This window comes from Terriglobales bacterium, from assembly GCA_035691485.1.
Taxonomy (GTDB): domain Bacteria; phylum Acidobacteriota; class Terriglobia; order Terriglobales; family Acidobacteriaceae; genus JAIQGF01.
This window is the reverse complement of sequence record DASSIZ010000013.1, coordinates 125,351-144,263: the sequence shown is the minus strand read 5'-3', so window position 1 is coordinate 144,263 and position 18,913 is coordinate 125,351. Positions and strand designations below refer to the sequence as shown.

Below are 18,913 nucleotides of genomic sequence, written 5' to 3'. Positions count from 1 at the left end.
ACCGTGCAAGACATCGGGAATCCGGGTAGCGCGACGAGCATGAATGACAGCGGCCAGGTGACCGGCACCGGACCGCACGCATGGATCTGGTCGAATGGGCAGGTGACGGACTTGGGCGCGCTGACTGCGAATGGTACGAGTTGGGGAATGCAGATCAACAACTCGGGCCAGGTGGGCGGCTTCTCGCAGGCCAGCGACGGAAACAATCACCCCATCCTCTACTCGAACGGCAAGATGAACGACCTTGGGCTGCCGCCGGGTGGGACGGCTGCGGAGGGGTGGGGCCTGAATAACGCCGGGCAGGTTGTCGGAGGGGGTGACACACCGGATGGCCACGTGGCCTTTGTCGTTACCGGCGGGAAGATGCAGGTCTTGCCGCCATTGACGGGAAGCTACAGCCCAACGAATGGCGCCGAAGCCCGAGGCATCAACGACAGCGGTGTAGTGGTAGGAACTGCGACCGTGGGCACGTCGACGAGCCATGCCGTGATGTGGACGAACGGAACGATCCAGGACCTTGGCATCGCCACGGGTAACTCGCTCGGATTGCGCATCAACAACTCGAATCAGATCGTCGGAAATTTTGCGCAGGGCTCCATGTGGCACGCCTTTCTTTGGTCGAGCGGCACGCCGACAGACCTGGGGACGATTGCGGGGCGCGATTCGAGTAACGCGTGGGCGATTAACAACGCCGGCGTCGTGGTGGGGTCGTCGTTCATCAACGCGCAGCCGGTGAAGGACTCGGTCGCGTACATCTACCAGAACGGCCAGCTCCAGGATCTGAATACCTTGCTGCCGGCGAATTCCGGCTGGGTGTTGGCGATCGCCGTCGACATCAATAACCGGGGGCAGATCCTCGCGGGCGGTACTCACAATGGACAGGCCGGCTTATGCATCCTGACCCCGAGCAAATAGAGGCCAGGAGCTCTGAGCAATCTACTTTGCTTCGAAGTATGTACCTCGGGAAAGGTGCGGAACATCGATGTTTTGAAATCTGAAGGGCAGCGACGGATCGTGAAAAGGCAGTGGGCCCGACTGAAGTTGATAATGCAAGTGCGGCCCGAATGAGTCTCCCGAGTTTCCCAGCTTTCCAACCACTTGGCCGACGGCGACCCGTTCGCCTGCCTTGACCGTGACTGAGCCTGGTTGCAAGTGCATCAATACGCTGTATTCGGATTTGCCGTGGTCGATGATGACGCAATTTCCCATATACGCCATAACCGGGTCATGCAGTGCCGCGAGCGAATTGGTGTCGGGGTCTCCCGGGCGCGGGTTGTCGGGTACATCATTGCGAGCATAAGTCACGATTCCAGCCGCGGGGGCGAGTATCTCGCGACCCCAACCCGAAGCCGAAGCGTTTTCGTCGGCATCGTTTTTCTGTTCCGCATAGTTCTGGTCCAAGCCGCGCACGTCGATGGCGAAGTCAGTGCCAATGCCGCCGCCATGGCCGCCGTTGGTGCCCCAGTCCTGCCCAACAACGCCCCGACCACGAAACGGAACGATGAGCGATGTCTTTTGTTGGTAGTACTGAATTGGGATCATCAACATCTGTTCTACCCGGCGACCCTTCGCGTCGGCGACTTTTACCCGGACATTTGCGGAGTCAATCGCCAGCGCTTGGGGGCAGCGGAAGTAAAAGTGAAGGTCAAATGCTTCGGGCAGCGTAAACATGCGCCGAGGGGACCCGACCGGAGTATCCGGCAGAAGTCGATAGTTCACTCTTTTGATCTTCGCCAGCAGTTCGGTCGTCCACTCCTGCCGCTCGACGGTAGATCGGCCATTTGAGAGCTCCACGCTGGCGGAGATCGGGGTGAGCGCGCAATCGGTGGAACAAATCACGGCAATATCGAACACGAATGATGATGTCCTGGTATTTCCCGGATCGTCTACTTTGTAGACAATTCCCGGCACAACCTGCAGATGGAAGTCGGGCTGGCTGGCCGATGAAGGTTGGACGGCGACTAGGCTCGCAAGTATTAGCAGAACCAGCGCAACTCGACTCATACAGCCCACCCCAGACGTCTTAGACGAGCTGTGGGACGCTCGGTTAGCGAGTTTTTGTGGACCGGAGAGAAATCCTCAGAACGAAGAACCGCGTGCGACAGAGCTACGGGATGAAGCGAAGAAATACCGTCCGATGGCGGCCTCGCTCCCGCGCACGAGGGCGTGCGCGCTCCAACTACTGACTGCACTTCCAACTTCTGCCCTCGCTCCACTTTAAAGTCATGGCATCGAGTGTTGTTCGGCTTCTTTGAATCGTGTTGTACCGGCAAACAACGGCACTCCCGCGACCCCGAGCCCAAGCGGCAAATGCCCGGCTACAGCGGGAAATTATTCGAAGAGGCAGCCCGGAGCAGGTGCGCTGGATTCCTCGGGCAGATAAATCTGCAGCCACTTGGCAACCACGGTACCGAGCGCAAAGTGGAGCTGGACATCGTTTTCGTTAAGAGTTTTCCAGGTACTCAGAGCGGGATCGAAAGCGTGCCCGGCGCCATCGAGGGTACGAACTTCGACGTGGTTGTCACGAATCCGATAGTCGTTGATGACCGGTGCGCGTGCAGGCTCAATACGTAAACGTTTGGTGACCATAAAATTCCGCCCTTTCTTCCCAGGGGACTCGTTGAGGTGCCGGGAAATCCGCGGCGACGAAGGCTGCGCTGGATGGGGCGTGCGGGTCGCGATGGTTCAGCATCCGGGAACTGCGCTTTACCCGTACACAAAAGATCGCGAACACGACGGCGCCGGCAGCGATGCCGATCAGGACTCCGGCCAGGATGTCTTGCATTGGTGAGTCTCCCGTGTTCAGTGTGAAGCGGCGCTTGATAACCAGATGCGGGGCAGCGGGGAAGGGTGGTGGTACTCGGAAAAAGGGTGAGCAGCGGGCGGGGAGAGACCCTGCGTTGGATGGGGCACCGTCACCCGCGGGGGCACGTCCTTCCGTAACACGCGCGAACTGGTACTTAGGCTCATCCTAGCAGGAGCAGTTCAGAAGTCCCGAGTTGCCAGGTGCAGCCATGGCGGGAAGTGTGTGCCGGAACTGGAGACCAGGGACACAGCAGCTTCGCGAAGACGGTGCCTGCGCCGCGCACCGAAGAGGAGAGCACATGGCAGAGTTGACGAAAGAGGGCGGGCCCGATCAGCCGGCGCGCTTAATGCGATTTCCGATGGAGTTGCCAATGCGCTATCGCTACGCGGGGGCATTCCAGTGGTATCGAGGAGTAACCAAGGACGTGAGCTGCAACGGGATGCTGTTTCGCGGGCCGGTGCCGATGGAAGTGTTCGCGCCAGTCGAGGTGCGGATGTCGCTGCCGAAACAGATGACCGGAGACACGGCGGCAACCATGCTGTGCGGCGGATTCATCGCGCGGGTGCCGGAGTCGAAAACGACGCTGGAGGAGGCGGAGCTGGCGGCGACCTTCAATACCTACCGGCTGCTGACTACCAACGGCCATCGGCGGGAAGCGGTGAATTTGTCGGACCGGGCAGTGGAGTCGGCACGCGATGACCTGATCGAACAGTTCATCCACGAATTCCGCAACATGCTGGAAGTGGTGATCGGGCACGCGGACCTGATCCTGATGAACAAAGAGCTGGAGGCGTCGGTAAGAATGTCGGCGCTGCGCATCCGGGACGCCGGAGAACGGGCAGCGACGCTGACCAAGGCGCTGGGAGGATGAGGGCAGTAGGGTAAGTAATTTGGTAATTGCGGAATGGAAGCAGAATTGCCGAACCGCGGAATTGTGGAATTGAACAACCATTCTGCGATTCGTCAAGCCCGTTACTCCTGAGTTCCCGCACCTCGGTAACTTGCCGATGGGTTCAGGGAGCAGTAACTTTCGCTATAGTACTCCGGGGAGAAGATCATGGCTCATCCCGAAGTGGGGGTAGCGAGTGCGCCTGCGAAATTCCGCGAACTGCGGCGCTGGCCACGATTGCAGATTCGTGTGCCGGTGACCGTGATCGTCAAGAAACCCAACAAGACGGTGTACATCGACGGTCGCGGAACCGACCTGAACGAGGGCGGCATTGCGGTGTTTGCGGGATCAGAGCTAGGGATCGGGGAAGAAGTGGAGATCAGCTTTACGCCGCCGTACCACGGCGAGCCGCTGATCGCGCGCACCATCATCCGCAACCGGCGTGGATATACCTACGGAATGGAATTTGTGACTGAAACGAAAATCGATGAGGAGCGGGTGAGCCGCATTCGCCAGGTGCTGAGAGCGTTAGGGTCGGATGTGGCGTAAGGCGATCAGAATTATTGAGGGTGGAGAGCCCGGCGCAAGCCGGGCTTTTTGAATTTGGTGATGGAGTGATTCAAAAGCTCGGGCTGAGGTCCTCGCGGAACTACCCACGGCTCACGCCGTGGGCTGAAATTGTGCCGGTCTCGCTACGCTCGGGCTGAGGTTCCGGGGCGGTCATGTTCGGACCTTTAACCACAGTGGGCACGGAGGGGTCGAAAAGCATTTCAAGAAAAGCATAGAGGATGAGGATGACAGGGCTGAGTTCACGGATTGGAATGCCTGTCGGCGGTTGCGCGGCTGCGGGCGGTGGAGGGTCCTTCGACCCGGGCCTGCGCCCTCGCTCAAGATGACAGGGGGTTGAGCGCACGGATTGGAATGTTTTGCCGCTGCTGGAATATTGTTTATCGCTGCTGGATTCAGAGCAGCTGAGCACGAGCAGGTACCCGGAATTTGTGAGTCACAGCAGGCCGTCCCTATCGCTGTCATCAAAGGTGACAACCTGGGTCAGCAACGATGACAACTCGTTAATGTGGGGTAGCATCGCACTGCAGCGTGGGGCGGACACTTCGCAGTTTCGAGCATTTTCATCCTTACCGGCTGAGCCCGGCAGAGGAGCAGCTCCGACGAGACTTCACCGGAGACGAATCCGAGTTGCGCGTGCTCAGGCGGTACCTGGAACTAGCCGATGACGCGCTGGAGCTTGAGCGCCATCCTCGTCCTTATCTCATCTCGCGAGACGAGAAGTAGGTACTCAGGACATTTCTAATTATCAGGACAGTTCCATTTCTCAGGACATTTCCAGGGACAGGCATGGCTAGGGGCTGCGGGCTGGGGCCAGGGGGCCGGGAGTCAGGGACCAGGAGTCAGTTGCGTCCTTTACAATGCGCGCATGGAAAACGAGCAGAAGGTATATATCACGAAAGCGGGGCTGCCGCTGCGGATCGAGCTGGACTGGCCATTTCACCGGTCGCAGTCGGGGGCAGATTTTTATGTGCTGCACGGCACGGTAACGCTGGAAAACAGCGGAGGACTGCATGCGCTGGTGGCGCTGCAATTGACAGTGACGGTTCGCGAGGTGCTGCCGTCGCTGGAGGCCAAAGACGTGGAAACGCCCGCCATCAACACGGTGCGGAAAGCGGTGGACCGCAAGGAGATCGAATTCCAGAAGACGCCGAAGCGGGTGCCGGTTCCGTTCGGCAGCCGCAGCTACGATTTCAAGCGTCAGCAGTGGGCGTTTGGCGATGTGACGGATGAGGAGCGGGCGGCGCTGCTGCTGCGGAAAATCTATTGGAGCACGAAGCTGGGCGCACCGCGAGTGCTGATCGGAGAAGCAACGGACGCGCAGTACCTGGACACGACGCCGGAGCACTTGCTGGCGATGGCGGGCGCGCTGCCGGAGTTGAGGGTATCGGGTGAGTACGCGGTCGCGGCGGCGGAGCTGATGGGGCGCGGGGGCGAGATCGAAGAGCAGGCACGAGTGGCGCGCGAGGAACTGGAGAAGAAGCACGCGTTTGAAAGAGGATAGTCGCTAGCTCCTGCCTGCGAACGCCCGGTTTTCACATCGCGGCGCGGCCCTTGTTGATGGACAGGCTGCCGTTGACGGTGGAGACGTCGAGTTCCCGCCCGCCGCTGCCGATGGTTCCCGTCATGTTTTTGGGACCGTGGCTGAACCCGATGTTTCCCTGCACGGTGAGCGGGAAGTCGGTGCTCAAGTTGCCGTTCACGGAGCTGAAGTGGACCTCGGCATTGAGGTCCTCGGGCATGTAGAGCGTGACCGAGCCGTTCACGGAAGAAATCTTGAGCCTGCCCTCCCAGTCGGAGCTGCCCATTGATACCCTGATGGCGCCGTTGACGGACACCGCCTCGACATACGAAGAGCTGCTGACGTCAACCGATCCGTTGACTGTGCTCGCCTTCACCGGGCGTCCCATGTTCTGGGCGTTAACGTTGCCGTTGACGTTGTAGCCGCGGAAGCGGAGGTTGCGGGGGAGAGTGACTCTGAAGTCGACCCGGGCGTGAATATCGCCGTGGGAATGAGAGTTGGAGTCGCCGCTGCAGCTGCTGCCGGGATACACGGCGCAGACGGTGATGCCGTCGCCGGTCTGGACGAGTTCGACGCGAACCTGGTCGCGGTCAGGACCACTCTTCTCGGCGGAGATGTCAATGGTATCGCCGTTGCTGCCCTGGGCATCGATGGAGCCGTTGATGTCCTTGATCTGTACCACCTGGTTGGGAGCAAGTTTTCCGGACCAGTGAAAGTGATCGCCCTGTGCCTGGGCGAGACTCAGCGAGCACAGGCCGAGCATGATCACGAGGAGCAGAAGGAGCCGGGAATGGCGGTTGGAGTTCATGGCACACCCTTTCCCTACATCAGACGCGTTGGGAGGAAATACGTAAGCACGGGGACAAAGGTTCCAGGGATGAAATGAGACGCGGCGACGGGTAGAGAGTTGCGGAACCCACCGCCTGGCTGCGCATCTAAGACCTATGCCTGAAACACAGATAGTGGTCCTTGGTGGCGGGTGCTTCTGGTGCCTGGAAGCGGTGTTGGATCGCGTGACGGGGGTTAAGTCGGTCGAATCCGGCTACATGGGTGGACGGCGCGCCAATCCCACATACCAACAAGTGTGCAGCGGCGCCACCGGTCACGCCGAAGTGGTTCGCGTCAGCTTCGATCCGGGACAAGTCAGCTTTCGCGAGCTCCTGGACATCTTCTTCACCATCCACGATCCCACCACGCTGAACCGGCAGGGCAATGACGTTGGCACCCAGTACCGGTCGGTGATCTTCTACACGTCAGATGAGCAGCGGAGCGAAGCCGAACAGACGATTGCCGAACTGAATGCGTCCAAGGCTTTTCCGGGTCCGATCGTTACGGCGGTCGAGCCGGCCAAGGAATTTTACGAGGCGGAGGATTACCACCAGGAATACTACGCGTCAAATTCTTCCGCTCCGTATTGTCAATACATTATTGCGCCCAAGCTGAAGAAGTTTGAAGAAAAGTTTGGGAAGAAGACCGCCACGCAATAAAAGCAGCCACGGATTTATACAGAGAACCACGGACCCGATCCGTGATAATCCGCGGCTGATTTGCTGACTCTAATCGGACGGCCGGAAGCTGTACCCGAGCGACACCCCAAAGCTGTTGGCACGTGGCCCGGCAAATTCCACGTTGTTACGGATCAGGTAGAGATGCGCTTCCGGACGTACAAACACATTGCCGTGAAGATAAAGGCGCAAGCCGCCGCCAATGTGTCCCATGAAGTGGCTGTTGCTGGTGTAATTGGTGCACCCGCTGAAGGCACTGCAAGAGAGCGTGCCGTTGTAGAAGCGCAGGCTTTCGGCGCCGATTCCCGCCATCAGTTCCGGCGAAACGGCGCGCGAAAGCTTGGGCGCCCAGATACCGTTGAAGTCATAGAACAGCGGCCGGAAGGGCTGGAATCCCTGGTACAAATCCTGTTTTCCCCGCCATGACACTTCACCGCCGATGCCAAAGTTGTGGCGGAAGAGGAAGTCACCGCTGAAGGTGGGATATCCACCCCCACCGATGTATTGCGGGAAATAATTCCCGGTTGCGCTGGAGGCCGATGTTCCCATCAGCGTTCGTACGCCGAATGCGGCATCGACCTGTTGCGCGTAGGCAGCGCCCGCAGCCAGGCAGAACAGGCAAAACGTCAACACCAAGAAGGTCTTCTTCACTGTCGCTCCTTCACCAATGTGGATCACGCCCCCAGAGATCAAAACCGGGTTCCGTGAAAAAGTTCCGAAAAGTACTGGGATGGCAACGCGGCGAACAGGACGTTTTCTTCTTCTTCCAGGCTTTCTTCATCCATGTTGCGACACCGCCGCCGACAAAAGAGCCAAGTAGTTTCTTGTAAACCGGTTGCCCAGACCACCCTCGTCCCGCTGCCGGGTTCTAATAGCGGAGATAGTCGTGTGTATCCCCAACGGAGGTATGAGGCATGAAGTCTTTAGTAATCATGGTTGCGACAGGTGCGCTGCTGGTGGGCATGGCAGTGGCCCAGCAATACCCATCGCAGGATTCGCAATATCCCAACAACCAGTATCCCGACGACCGGTATCCGCAGCAGCAGAATTCGCAGTATCCCAATAGCGGCTACGGAACTTACGTGATACCAGCGGGAAGGCAGCTGCAGATCCGCACCAACGAGAGCATTACCGCTGATGCGCAGAGCGCCGGCCGGACGTACTCGGCGGAAATCGCGCAGGACGTGATCGGCCAAAATGGGCAGGTGCTGATCCCGCGGGGCGCGCCCGCGCAATTGACGGTGCAAAACGTGAGCGCCGGCAACATGGGAGTGGGCAATAACCAGGTCGCGCTGGCGTTGCAGTCGGTGAACGTGAACGGCCGCACCTACAACGTGATTTCCAATACCACCAAGCAGTCGGGAGATCGCGGAATCGGGGCCAACAAGCGCACGGCTGAAATGACCGGGGGCGGCGCGCTGCTCGGCACCGTGATTGGCGCGGTGGCCGGGGGCGCGAAAGGCGCGGTCATTGGCGCCGTAGTCGGGGGTGGCGCGGGCGCAGCCGCCCAGGTCGCAACGCGAGGTAAAGAAGTCAAGGTCCCGGCGGAAACGGTGCTGACCTTCAAGCTTGACCAGCCGTTATCGCTGCAATAAGGATGTGAATCGCAGAAAGAAGAAAGGCCTCGGCTCAGTGCCGGGGCCCTATATTTGTGAGGGGCGCTCCCGGCGCTGTGCCATCGCCTCAAGCGTCGACGACGACACCGGGAAACAAGCGGGCAGGGGCAAAGGAAGTTACCCGTTGACAAGGTTCCGGCCGTTCTTTTTCCCATGCTGTTGGGCTATAGTGACGACGCGGAGCCATCTATAGCGGTTGCAGGACGATGAGCACCACGAAAGCGATCCCGGAGAGGGCGGGTGTGTCGAGCACGCTGCGCAATATGCCCGCCGTGGTTTGTTTCGACGGCGACACCCTGGCGCAGAACGCCATTGCCGCCTGCCAGCGCTATGCCAAGCTGAAATATTCCGAACTCGCGGGCCGCGAGGCTGAGACCATCGTGGTCGTCTCCTCGGAACGCCTGCTGGCGCAATACCAGCCGCTGTTGCGCACGCCCAACATCCGTATCATCGCCCTGACCAATACCCGCTTTCACGATCCCCGGCTCGACGGCTCCGTCTATGGCTACCTGCCGGCGAACAGTCCGTTCCCGTTGGTGGAGCGCATGATGGACAACGCGCTCGACCATATTCACCTGCTGGCGACGCGCCGCGACGCCAACGAGCGGCTGGATCGCGCCACCCGGGAAATCAACGAGTTGAACGCCATAGGTGCGGCACTCTCCGCCGAGCACCAGTGGGAAAAGCTGTTGGAAATGATCCTGACCAAGTCGCGCCAGATCACCAAGAGCGACGCGGGATCGCTCTACCTGGTGGAGGAAGTTAAGCGCGACCATCCCGCGCTTCCGGCCGGCGATCCCAACGCCACCGCGACCCAACTGCAGGCGCTGCAGGAGACAAAAGAATATTGCGGCGCCAAGCTGGCCATCAGCCGCAGGGAAGATACGCGAAGAATGTTGCGTTTCAAGCTGACGCAGAATGAAACGCTCGGCAATCTCCCGTTCCACGAAGCATTGCTGGAGATCAACGATAGATCGATTGCAGGATACGTGGTCAGGACCGGCGAGACGGTTAACCTGGAAGACGCGTACCACCTGCCGGAACTGGTGCCGTACTCGTTCAACCGCAGGTTCGACGAGGACTCGGGATACCGGACCAAGTCGATGATCGCCGTGCCCATGCGCAATCCCAAGACCGGCGAGATCGTGGGCGTGGTGCAGCTGATCAACGCGAAACGTAAATATGAGACCAAGCTGAATTCGCTCTCGGCGGTGGTTTCGCAGGTAGTGGCTTACACCGTCCGGCAGCAGGAGATGATTGCATCCCTGGCCAGCCAGGCGGCGGTCGCCATGGACAACAGCCTGCTCTACCAGCAACAGCGCGACCTGTTCGAGGGATTTGCGAAGGCCGCGGTGAGAGCCATCGAGTTGCGCGATCCGACCACCTCCGGTCATTCCGAACGGGTGGCAACCGGAACGGTGGCACTGGCGGAGGTTTTGGATCGCGCCAGCGACGGACCGTACAAGGACCTCACCTTCACGCGCGACCAGATCAACGAGATCCATTACGCATCGCTGCTGCACGACGTGGGCAAGATCAGCGTGCCGGAGAAGGTCCTGGTGAAAGCGAAAAAGCTCTATCCAGACCGGTTAAAACTGGTGAAACAGCGGTTCCAGATTGTGAAGGGCCGGATCATGGTCGAATCGCTGCAGTCGCGCCTGCAATACATGCTGGCGAAAAGCCGCGATGAGTACCTGGCAAAGCTGCCCGAGTTCGACGCCATCATCGAGCAGCAGTTGAAGGAAGTGGACGGATACTTTGCCACCATCTTGCAGTCGAATGAGCCCACCGTTCTGCCGGAGGGGAATTTCGAAAAGCTGGCCGAAATCGCGGCGAGGCATTTCCTGGATTTCGATGGCGAGGACCAGGCATTACTGGCGGAAGACGAGGTGCGGCTGCTCTCGATTCGAAAGGGCACCCTGGACGAGATGGAGCGCGAAGAAATGGAATCGCACGTCAGGCACACCTTCGACTTCCTGAAACAGATTCCCTGGACCCGGCAAATCGGCAATGTTCCCGAGATCGCCCGCGGTCACCACGAAAAGCTGACCGGCGAAGGATACCCGTTCAGGCTTTCCGCCCCGGAAATCCCGCTACAGACACGAATGATGACCATCTCCGACATTTTTGATGCGCTGGTGGCCGGCGACCGCCCTTACAAGAAGGCGGTGACGCACGAGCGAGCCCTGGACATCCTCGGAATGGAAGTGGAAGACGGCAACCTTGATCGCAATCTCTTCCAGGTGTTCCTAGAAGCGAAAGTATTCGAGCGCTGGAAGGTTTAGGCGTCTCCTGCTGAACGGGCTTGCCCCGGCCACTCCGGCCTGCTACTCGCGATAATCTACTTAGCCCGCCAGCAGCGGCAAACCAGCGCCAAAGCCGCTGACATCCCACTCCGCAAAGCAAGCCCAACTGTTGTTCCCCCTGAGGTCAACAATGTCACGCATTGCCCTAGTTGTCGCCAGCTTGGTGATTTGCGGGTTGTGGATTGGCTGCGGAGGAAATGCGTCCAGCGCCAACAACCAGCCGACCCCAACCACACCGACCACGGCAGGGACACCATCCACGCCGACAAATCCCCCGCCGCCAGCGCCGGGAACCAGCTCACCCGCAACCAGCTACACGGTTACGGATCTCGGCGTCCCCACCGGTTTCCAGTTCAGCAGCGCGCAAGCAGTGAATGCCAATGGAGCGGCAGCCGGCAAAGTGTTCAATAGCGCTGGGGACTTCCAGGCAGCGATCTTCTCCGGTGGATCCGCGAAAGCTTTGGGCACGCTGGGCGGAGGTGTCAGTTCTGCGAGCGGCATCAACGATGCCGATGAAGTGGTGGGACTCTCGATCAACCCCAACGGCGACAACCGCGCGTTTCTCTACTCGGGCGGCGCGCTGAAAGACCTGGGCACGCTCGGTGGGAGAACGTCGGGGGCGGCTGACATCAACAATGCCCACCAGATCGTCGGCGCATCCGCGATCAGCGGCGATGCCGTGAACCACGCCTTTCTCTACAGCAACGGCGCCTTCAAGGATCTTGGGACACTGGGCGGGCCCAATAGCGCCGCCAACGGTATCAACGAGGCTGGCGTGGTCACCGGCCAGTCGGACCTGCCGGGATGTACTTCGATGAGCTGCCAGTCGCATGCCTTTCTGTGGAACGGAACCATGACCGACCTGGGCACGCTGGGCGGCGCCACCAGCATCGGTTATCACGTCAATGCGAGCAGCCAGGTTGCGGGTGCGTCCGAGGTGACCGGGCTGCCCAACTTCCACGCTTTTCTTTATGCGAACGGCAAGATGACCGACCTCGGCGCCTTGCCCGGAAAGGACATCAGCAGCGCCGCGGACATCAACGATGCCGGCCTGGTGGTGGGAACATCGTCCACCTTCTCGACTCGCGGTGGCGACAATGTCGCGTGCGCGTGGGCCAACGGCAAGGTGACCGATTTGAATACGCTCCTCCCCGCCGGCTCCGGATGGACCTTGAATATCGCCTGGGCCATTAACAACAAGGGCCAGATCACCGGCCTGGGAATGCATAACGGCGTGCAGCACGCGTTCCTGCTGACGCCGCAGTAAGAGTGGTGTGGCGCGGGTCTCCGACCCGCGTCGCCTCAATACAATTCTGTTAGCAGCGCGTAAGCCCGGCGCAGGTGTGGAATCACGATGGAGCCGCCGACAATCAAGGCGACGTTGAGCGCTTCTTCCTGCTCCGCCCGCGAGGCCCCCAGCCGGTACGACTGGATGATGTGGTAATTGATGCAGTCGTCGCAGCGCAGCCCGGCCGAGACCACCAGCCCCATCAATTCTTTGTACTTCGCCGGGATGGTTCCATCCAGGTAGGTGTTGTGGTCGAGATTGTAGAAGCGTTTGACCAGGTGGTTGTCGGCGGCATCCACGTTCTGGTTCAGCCGGCGGCGTGTCTCGAGGAACTGGCGCGCGATCGGGCTGCGCGCGGCGGCGTCTTCTTCGGAATGCAGGTAAGCGGGTTCGCGAAGTTCAGGCATGGTGACAGTCTGAGGTTTCAGGTTTCACGTTTCAAGTTTCACCGCGTCGGGCGCCAAGCTTTTCGGCAAGCTCTAAAAAATCTCCGGCCACGACATCGAAGTTCTCACCCTCGACCGGGGCGGGCGGCAGGGCAGCGCCGAATTCCAGCGGGCGGTGGACGAAGGCGGTCTTGAGCCCGCAGGCGCGGGCGGCGCGGAGGTCGTCGGCGTGAGCGGCAACCATTGCGACCTCCCCGGGCCGGCAGCCGAGCAGCTCGGCGGCGCCGAGGTAGGTCTCCGGATCCGGCTTGTAGTGGCGGAAGAGTTCGGCGGACAGCACCGCGTCCCACGGAAGCCCGGAGTGCTTCGCCATCTCAACCAACAACGAGACGTTGCCATTGGAGAGGGTAGCGATGATGAACTTTGTTTTCAGCCGCGCGAGCCCGGCGACCGAGTCCGGCCACGGCACCAGGCGATGCCAGACGCGATTCCACTGGTCCTTCTCCGCTTCCGTCAGCGCGCCCAGCTTGAACTCGACCAGCAACTCATCGAAAACGCGCCGGTGCAGGTCGTCGAGCTTGGTCCACGGCAGCTTTCCCTGGCGCACCTTGTCCATGGCGGGGCGATAGGCGGCGCGCCAGCGATCGGCGAACTGGGCCCACTCAATTTTCAGGCCGCGCGCCCGGCTCCAGCTTTCACCCTCGCGAATGATGGACCCGCGCCAGTCTACGACGGTTCCGAAGACGTCGAAGGCCAGGGCCTTCACAGAATCAAGTTGCGAAGCCATTTTCATTGCGGATTGCGATTGATGATTGGGCGAGGGCGGCTCCCGCCAACGTCGCGCAGAGAGCTTATCAAACCAGCCACGCTTCCGTTGCGCCACGCCGGTTTCGCCCATACACTACCGCGATGCGCTCCCTGGGGAATTCCCGCTTTATGTGGTTGGTCGCTTTGTTGATGATGACAACCATCTCGCTGGCCCTGCTGGCGTGGCCGCATCCGACGTTGCAGGCACAGCCCTCCAGCCCGCGCGACGCGCGCTTGCAGAAGGCGTGGCGGTTCCCGCGCGGCGGGTGGACGTACGTGCACCTGGAAGGAACGCCATCCGAGATTGGCTACCAGCACGGATATTTGCTGGCGCCGGAGATCGACGACGCTTTCCGGGCGGTCCGTTTGCAGGACACGCACAACACGAATCGTGACTGGGAATTTTTTCGCGCCACCGCGCGCGAGGTGCTGTGGCCGCACATCGATGCCGAGTATCAGCAGGAGTTGCAGGGCATCGCCGAGGGCCTGAAGGCACGCGGCGTGGCCATGGACGTCTATGACGTGGTCGCGCTCAATGCCTTCGAGGAAGTGCCCGATTATTACGTGCCCTGGCTGGACGCAAAGGAAAAACGGGCCAGTGCGCCTTCGCTCCACGCGCCGGGAAATTGCAGCGCCTTTGTCGCTACCGGAAGCTGGACCAAGGACCATCGGCCGGTGATCGCGCACAACAACTGGACCAGCGTTATACCGGGGGCGCGCTGGCGGATAATTTTCGACATCGTGCCGGCGAAGGGTTATCGCATGCTGATGGACGGATTTCCCGGCGTGATCGTCAGCGACGACGATTTCACCATCAATTCCGCGGGCCTGGCGGTGACCGAGACCACGATCGCGCGCTTCCACGGCTTCGATCCCAACGGCAAGCCGGAGTTCGTGCGCGCGCGCAAAGCGACCCAGTACGCGAAATCCATCGACGAGTACGTGACCATCATGAACGACGGCAATAATGGCGGCTATGCCAACGACTGGCTGCTTGCCGATTTCAACACCGGCGAGGTAGCGCGCTTCGAACAGGGTCTGAAGCACACCCGGTTATGGCGGACCAAGGACGGATATTTCGCGGGCTCCAATTTTCCCAGCGATCCGGAGCTGATCAGGGACGAAACCGATTTCGATGTCAACGACGCCTCCAGTTCGATGAACGCGCGGCACGCACGATGGGACCAGCTGATGACGCAGCACAAGGGAAAGATCGACGCCGCGGCCGCGGAGAAGTTCGAGAGCGACCATTACGATTCGTTCCAGAAGAAAGAAGAGGCCAACGAGCGCACGCTGTGCGGCCATGTAGAGACATCGCCGCGCGGCGTCAAGGACTGGGACTGGGGGCCGTATCATCCCGGGGGCACGGTGCAGGCCAAGGTGGCCGACGCCGGCATGGCAAAGGACATGACGTTCGTGGCGCGCGCCGGGCACGCCTGCGGCGCCGATTTCAAGGCGGCCGAATTTTTGAAGCAGCACCCGGAATATGCCTGGCAGAAAGCGGTGCTGACTGACATGGTCGCGGGGCCCTGGACCGAGTTCAAGAGCGGCGAGAAAAAATAGCGGCGCTTAGGCTAGTTTTCTCAATTGGGCAATTTTTCTGGTTGTGAGTTCAGGATTGTGATGTCGCAGCCCGCCGCATTGTCGAGCGGGCTTTTTCCCGCACGCGGTACGGTAGAATCCGGTATCAGAACTTTTTCGTGATGAAGGGAAGCCCTGGCCGATGCGGATGCTTTTCGGCACGGACGGAATTCGCGGTGTGGCGGGCGATCCTCCCCTGGATGCGGCGACCGTATTCGCGGTAGGCGCGGCGCTGGGGCAGCAGTTGAAAGCGCAGCACGCGAAATTGCAGGTCGTGATCGGGCAGGACACCCGCGAATCGAGCTGGTGGATTGCGGAATCGCTCACCCGTGGTCTGGATTCGGCGGGCGTGACCGCGCAGAGCGCGGGCGTCATCACCACCCCCGCGGTGGCCTTCCTGGCTCGCGGGGGGTTTGCCGCGGGCGTGGTTATTTCCGCCTCCCACAATCCCTGGATGGACAACGGCATCAAGATTTTCGGCCACGACGGCTACAAGCTTTCCGACGAGCTCGAGGAAAAACTGGAGGGCGACATTTTCGCGCTTCTGCACGGGCAGAGCGCGCCCCCCCTGGCCGCCGCACAGGTGAGCGAGAAGTCGGGGCCGGTAGAAGGCGACCCCAGGCTCTTGCGGGATTATGTTGCCTGGCTCGCGAGCAAGATCGAGGGCACTTCGCTGCGCGGACTGCGCGCGCTGGTGGATTGTGCCAATGGCGCGGCCTCACCGGTCGCTCACGAAGTGTTTCGAGCCTGCGGCCTTCACGCCGAATTCAGCTGCGATTCGCCGACCGGGCGCAACATCAACGAGAACTGCGGCGCGATGCATCCCAAGTACGTGGCGGAACATGTCGCCGGGCGTGGTGGGGAATTCGACCTGGGCATTACCTTCGACGGCGATGCCGACCGCGCCCTGTTTTCCGATCGCCAGGGGCGGGTGGTAAATGGAGACGCCGTTCTGTTGCTGGCGGCCCGCGACATGAAGCAGCGCGGCCGCCTGCGCGGGGACACGGTGGTGGCCACTACGATGTCGAACATGGGTTTAGAGGTCGCGCTGGCGCGCAGCGGCATCCGCATGCTTCGTGCACCAGTCGGCGACAAGTACGTACTCGAGGAGATGAAGAAAACAGGCGCTACCCTGGGCGGGGAGCAATCGGGTCACATCATCTTTCGCGACATTGACGCTACCACCGGCGACGGCCTGCTGACCTCGCTGCGCGTCATGGAGGTCATGGCCAGGAGCGGCCAGCCGCTTCATGAATTGGTCGCGGACCTGAAGGTCTATCCGCAGACGATCAAGAACGTGCGGGTGAAGGAAAAGAAGCCGTTCGCCGATTTTCCCGCCGTCGCCGGCGTCATCGACGCCGCGGAAAAGGAGTTGCAGGGAAGCGGGCGGGTCGTGGTGCGATACTCCGGAACCGAGGCGCTGGCGCGGGTCATGGTGGAAGCCGAATCGGAAGACACCATGCGGCGCATCACCGATCAGATCGCGAGCGCCATCGAGAGAACCTTGGGAATTTGAAATCGGAAAGTTGAAACGATCGCCTTGATCGAGATCGGGTCCCAGGATCGCTTGTTTGTCCTCACCGGCGCGGGGGTCAGCGCGGAGAGCGGCCTGCCTACGTTTCGCGGCGCGGGCGGCCTGTGGCGGGGAACTCGCGTCGAAGACGTAGCCTCTCCGGCGGCGTGGGCGCGCGATCCCCTCATGGTCTGGCAGTTTTATTCCATGCGCCGCCAGGTGCACGCCGGCAAGGAGCCGAACCCTGCCCACTTCACGCTGGCGAGGCTGGAAGACGCACTCGGAGAACGTCTCTTCCTGTGCACGCAAAATGTGGACAAGCTGCACGAGCAGGCGGGATCGCGCCGCGTGCATCACATGCATGGGCAGTTGTTTCAAAGCCGCTGCGACAGCTGCCCGCGCCCTGCCTTCGATGATGCAAATGTCTACGAGGATGAGGTACCGCGCTGCCGCTGCGGAGGCCGGATCCGGCCGCATATCTGCTGGTTCGGCGAGACGCCCTACCAGATGGATCTAATTGAGCTCCAATTGCGGCGCTGCACCGTATTCATCGCAGTGGGAACTTCGGGTGTGGTCTACCCGGCAGCCGCCTTTGCCGCCCAGGCGCGTGCCGCGGCGGGAGCGCGGACGTACTACGTGGGACCGGAGGAACCCGCCAATCGCTCGATGTTCGATGAGTGTTTCCAAGGGCCTGCCGGTGGGTTGCTTCCCCAGCTGTTTTTTGGTCCCCAGCTGCGGACAGTAAGTGTTTGACTTGTGCTCCGGCCGGACCTACCTTTGTCTACAGACAGTGGGGTGGGCGCGAGCGTTCAGCCTCTGAGTCGCTTTCACCTGCCTCAATGATCCCGCCCCGAGGTGCAGTATGCCGGCTGGCAAATTCCCCCTCAAGATTCTTCCAGCGACCCTGTTGCTGATGGTCGTGCCGTCTGCATGGGCTCAATCGGGCGGACAATCAGGCGGGGGCAGCGGTGGCGGAAGCGCCACGAAGTCCACCACGGGGACCACCACCGTCACCCGGCCGGCCACAATTCCGCCGATACAACAGGAGCGGCGCCCAGTATTTCTGACCGGGCGCGTGATGGTGGATGACGGCACCGTGCCTTCCGAGCGCGTCTCTATCGAACGAGTCTGCAGCGGGCAGGCCCGTCGCGAAGCCTACGTGGACTCGCACGGCCAATTCGGATTCCAGCTAGGCGGCGGTCTGCAAGTCTTTCAGGATGCGAGCGTGAGCAGCTCCTATGATCCGGCGCGGAATATGGCGGGACTCGGGGGATCGGGATCCTCGCAACTGGGCGCGCTGGGCACTTCACCGCAAGGGGTCACGCAGCAGGAGTTGATGAGTTGCGAGCTGCGCGCTTCCGCACCCGGCTTCTTTTCCGACAACATTCCTCTCGCCGGCCGGCAGTTATTCGACAACCCCGATGTCGGCATCATCGTGCTGCACCGGATTGCGAAGGTCGACGGTTCGCCGGTGAGCGCCACCTCGTTCAAGGCGCCGAAAGAGGCGAAAAAAGCCTTCGAGCATGGGCAGAGCCTGCTGAAGAAAGGCAAAAAGGACGAAGCAGCTTCTGAGTTCAACAAGGCAATCGAGGTTTACCCCACGTACGCTGAGGCGCTTGCGCACCTGGCGGACCTTGACGTCGAAAAGGGGCAGAACGAGGAAGCGAAAAAGCTGTACCAGCGCGCCATGGACGCTGACAGCCGCTACCTTCTGCCGTACTTCGGGATGACGATCCTCTCGGCGCGAGAGCAGGATTGGAACGCGACGGCCAACTTCAGCGAACGCGCGCTGGCGCTCAACGCTTATCAGTTTCCCATTGCCTATTTTTATAACGCGGTCGCGAACTATAACCTGAACAAGCTCGACGTCGCCGAAAAGAACGCCCGGGCGGCTCGCCGGCTTGACTCACAACACCGCCTGCCGCGGATCGATTACCTGTTGGCGAATATCCTGATCCGGCGCAACGATTATGCGGGTGCCGCGGAACAGCTGCGCTCGTTCCTGGCATATGAAAGCTCGGGAACGGACGCGGAGGGGGCCCGCGCAATGCTGAAGGACGTGGAGCAGAGGATCGCTTCGGCAACGCCCCAACCGGCGGCGCCAAACGCAAAATAGGCAGGGCGCGC

General features: G+C 60.8%; 20 protein-coding genes. 13 read left to right on the top strand and 7 right to left on the bottom strand.

What is annotated here, in order from left to right:
- Nucleotides 1–915: hypothetical protein (locus tag VFI82_02180; GenBank protein ID HET7183463.1), on the top strand; the 915-nt coding region annotated here is incomplete at its 5' end.
- A gap of 21 nt (nt 916–936) precedes the next feature.
- On the opposite strand, the gene VFI82_02175 is transcribed toward VFI82_02180, so the two are convergent.
- From VFI82_02175 to VFI82_02165, 3 genes are all read right to left on the bottom strand, one after another.
- Nucleotides 937–2,004, bottom strand: coding sequence for a M23 family metallopeptidase (locus VFI82_02175; protein ID HET7183462.1), 1,068 nt, complete (start codon nt 2,002–2,004; stop codon nt 937–939).
- A gap of 327 nt (nt 2,005–2,331) precedes the next feature.
- Entirely contained in the window at nt 2,332–2,589 is a 258-nt protein-coding gene (locus tag VFI82_02170) for a hypothetical protein (protein ID HET7183461.1), read from the bottom strand.
- The gene (locus VFI82_02165; protein ID HET7183460.1) at nt 2,564–2,785 is read right to left on the bottom strand and encodes a hypothetical protein; all 222 of its coding nucleotides are present in this window, start codon (nt 2,783–2,785) and stop codon (nt 2,564–2,566) included. The genes VFI82_02170 and VFI82_02165 overlap by 26 nt, the downstream gene beginning before the upstream one ends.
- Before the next feature lie 391 nt (nt 2,786–3,176).
- Between VFI82_02165 and VFI82_02160 the strand changes: the two genes are divergently transcribed.
- The 4 genes from VFI82_02160 (at nt 3,177) to VFI82_02145 (ending at nt 5,766) form a co-directional block, all read left to right on the top strand.
- Nucleotides 3,177–3,677: a hypothetical protein gene (locus VFI82_02160; GenBank protein ID HET7183459.1), complete on the top strand. Its 501-nt coding sequence runs from the start codon at nt 3,177–3,179 to the stop codon at nt 3,675–3,677.
- Nucleotides 3,678–3,863: 186 nt separating this feature from the next.
- Complete coding sequence (locus VFI82_02155) at nt 3,864–4,244, top strand: PilZ domain-containing protein (GenBank protein ID HET7183458.1); 381 nt, start codon at nt 3,864–3,866, stop codon at nt 4,242–4,244.
- Nucleotides 4,245–4,793: 549 nt separating this feature from the next.
- A complete protein-coding gene (locus VFI82_02150; GenBank protein ID HET7183457.1) occupies nt 4,794–4,988 on the top strand; it encodes a hypothetical protein in 195 nt (64 codons plus the stop codon).
- Between the two features lie 142 nt (nt 4,989–5,130).
- The gene (locus VFI82_02145) at nt 5,131–5,766 is read left to right on the top strand and encodes a hypothetical protein (protein HET7183456.1); all 636 of its coding nucleotides are present in this window, start codon (nt 5,131–5,133) and stop codon (nt 5,764–5,766) included.
- A 31-nt stretch (nt 5,767–5,797) separates the two neighbouring features.
- On the opposite strand, the gene VFI82_02140 is transcribed toward VFI82_02145, so the two are convergent.
- A complete protein-coding gene (locus tag VFI82_02140) occupies nt 5,798–6,592 on the bottom strand; it encodes a DUF4097 family beta strand repeat-containing protein (GenBank protein HET7183455.1) in 795 nt (264 codons plus the stop codon).
- Nucleotides 6,593–6,728: 136 nt separating this feature from the next.
- On the opposite strand from VFI82_02140, the gene msrA reads away from it, so the two are divergent.
- Nucleotides 6,729–7,271 carry a peptide-methionine (S)-S-oxide reductase MsrA gene (gene msrA / locus VFI82_02135; protein ID HET7183454.1) on the top strand — a complete coding sequence of 181 codons (543 nt, stop codon included), beginning with the start codon at nt 6,729–6,731 and terminating at the stop codon, nt 7,269–7,271.
- 69 nt (nt 7,272–7,340) lie between these two features.
- Here msrA and VFI82_02130 read toward each other — a convergent pair whose 3' ends face one another.
- Nucleotides 7,341–7,940, bottom strand: a complete 600-nt coding sequence (locus tag VFI82_02130; GenBank protein HET7183453.1) for an outer membrane beta-barrel protein — start codon at nt 7,938–7,940, stop codon at nt 7,341–7,343.
- A gap of 263 nt (nt 7,941–8,203) precedes the next feature.
- Here VFI82_02130 and VFI82_02125 point away from each other — a divergent pair, with 263 nt between their 5' ends.
- From VFI82_02125 to VFI82_02115, 3 genes are all read left to right on the top strand, one after another.
- Nucleotides 8,204–8,884 carry a hypothetical protein gene (locus VFI82_02125; protein ID HET7183452.1) on the top strand — a complete coding sequence of 227 codons (681 nt, stop codon included), beginning with the start codon at nt 8,204–8,206 and terminating at the stop codon, nt 8,882–8,884.
- 227 nt (nt 8,885–9,111) lie between these two features.
- Complete coding sequence (locus VFI82_02120) at nt 9,112–11,190, top strand: HD domain-containing phosphohydrolase (protein HET7183451.1); 2,079 nt, start codon at nt 9,112–9,114, stop codon at nt 11,188–11,190.
- A 151-nt stretch (nt 11,191–11,341) separates the two neighbouring features.
- Nucleotides 11,342–12,478 (top strand): hypothetical protein, encoded by a 1,137-nt coding sequence (locus tag VFI82_02115; GenBank protein ID HET7183450.1) that lies wholly within the window; start codon nt 11,342–11,344, stop codon nt 12,476–12,478.
- Nucleotides 12,479–12,513: 35 nt separating this feature from the next.
- Here VFI82_02115 and VFI82_02110 read toward each other — a convergent pair whose 3' ends face one another.
- Together VFI82_02110 and VFI82_02105 are read right to left on the bottom strand one after the other, a co-directional pair.
- Nucleotides 12,514–12,906: a carboxymuconolactone decarboxylase family protein gene (locus VFI82_02110; GenBank protein HET7183449.1), complete on the bottom strand. Its 393-nt coding sequence runs from the start codon at nt 12,904–12,906 to the stop codon at nt 12,514–12,516.
- Between the two features lie 31 nt (nt 12,907–12,937).
- Nucleotides 12,938–13,672, bottom strand: a complete 735-nt coding sequence (locus VFI82_02105; protein ID HET7183448.1) for a haloacid dehalogenase type II — start codon at nt 13,670–13,672, stop codon at nt 12,938–12,940.
- Between the two features lie 149 nt (nt 13,673–13,821).
- Between VFI82_02105 and VFI82_02100 the strand changes: the two genes are divergently transcribed.
- The 4 genes from VFI82_02100 to VFI82_02085 all read left to right on the top strand — a co-directional run bounded on the left by VFI82_02100 (nt 13,822) and on the right by VFI82_02085 (nt 18,902).
- Nucleotides 13,822–15,255, top strand: coding sequence for a C45 family peptidase (locus tag VFI82_02100; protein HET7183447.1), 1,434 nt, complete (start codon nt 13,822–13,824; stop codon nt 15,253–15,255).
- Nucleotides 15,256–15,415: 160 nt separating this feature from the next.
- The gene (gene glmM, locus VFI82_02095) at nt 15,416–16,789 is read left to right on the top strand and encodes a phosphoglucosamine mutase (protein HET7183446.1); all 1,374 of its coding nucleotides are present in this window, start codon (nt 15,416–15,418) and stop codon (nt 16,787–16,789) included.
- Nucleotides 16,790–16,813: 24 nt separating this feature from the next.
- Nucleotides 16,814–17,539, top strand: coding sequence for a Sir2 family NAD-dependent protein deacetylase (locus VFI82_02090; protein HET7183445.1), 726 nt, complete (start codon nt 16,814–16,816; stop codon nt 17,537–17,539).
- Between the two features lie 109 nt (nt 17,540–17,648).
- The gene (locus VFI82_02085; GenBank protein HET7183444.1) at nt 17,649–18,902 is read left to right on the top strand and encodes a tetratricopeptide repeat protein; all 1,254 of its coding nucleotides are present in this window, start codon (nt 17,649–17,651) and stop codon (nt 18,900–18,902) included.
- Nucleotides 18,903–18,913 lie beyond the last annotated feature (11 nt).

Coding starts and splice junctions, on each gene's coding strand:
- VFI82_02105 (HET7183448.1), bottom strand. CDS start 13,672: ATGGCTTCGCAACTTGATTCTGTGAAGGCCCTGGCCTTCGACGTCTTC.
- VFI82_02175 (HET7183462.1), bottom strand. CDS start 2,004: ATGAGTCGAGTTGCGCTGGTTCTGCTAATACTTGCGAGCCTAGTCGCC.
- VFI82_02085 (HET7183444.1), top strand. CDS start 17,649: ATGCCGGCTGGCAAATTCCCCCTCAAGATTCTTCCAGCGACCCTGTTG.
- VFI82_02110 (HET7183449.1), bottom strand. CDS start 12,906: ATGCCTGAACTTCGCGAACCCGCTTACCTGCATTCCGAAGAAGACGCC.
- VFI82_02160 (HET7183459.1), top strand. CDS start 3,177: ATGCGCTATCGCTACGCGGGGGCATTCCAGTGGTATCGAGGAGTAACC.
- VFI82_02120 (HET7183451.1), top strand. CDS start 9,112: ATGAGCACCACGAAAGCGATCCCGGAGAGGGCGGGTGTGTCGAGCACG.
- VFI82_02100 (HET7183447.1), top strand. CDS start 13,822: ATGTGGTTGGTCGCTTTGTTGATGATGACAACCATCTCGCTGGCCCTG.
- VFI82_02165 (HET7183460.1), bottom strand. CDS start 2,785: ATGCAAGACATCCTGGCCGGAGTCCTGATCGGCATCGCTGCCGGCGCC.
- VFI82_02125 (HET7183452.1), top strand. CDS start 8,204: ATGAAGTCTTTAGTAATCATGGTTGCGACAGGTGCGCTGCTGGTGGGC.
- VFI82_02145 (HET7183456.1), top strand. CDS start 5,131: ATGGAAAACGAGCAGAAGGTATATATCACGAAAGCGGGGCTGCCGCTG.
- VFI82_02155 (HET7183458.1), top strand. CDS start 3,864: ATGGCTCATCCCGAAGTGGGGGTAGCGAGTGCGCCTGCGAAATTCCGC.
- VFI82_02140 (HET7183455.1), bottom strand. CDS start 6,592: ATGAACTCCAACCGCCATTCCCGGCTCCTTCTGCTCCTCGTGATCATG.
- VFI82_02170 (HET7183461.1), bottom strand. CDS start 2,589: ATGGTCACCAAACGTTTACGTATTGAGCCTGCACGCGCACCGGTCATC.
- VFI82_02115 (HET7183450.1), top strand. CDS start 11,342: ATGTCACGCATTGCCCTAGTTGTCGCCAGCTTGGTGATTTGCGGGTTG.
- msrA (HET7183454.1), top strand. CDS start 6,729: ATGCCTGAAACACAGATAGTGGTCCTTGGTGGCGGGTGCTTCTGGTGC.
- glmM (HET7183446.1), top strand. CDS start 15,416: ATGCGGATGCTTTTCGGCACGGACGGAATTCGCGGTGTGGCGGGCGAT.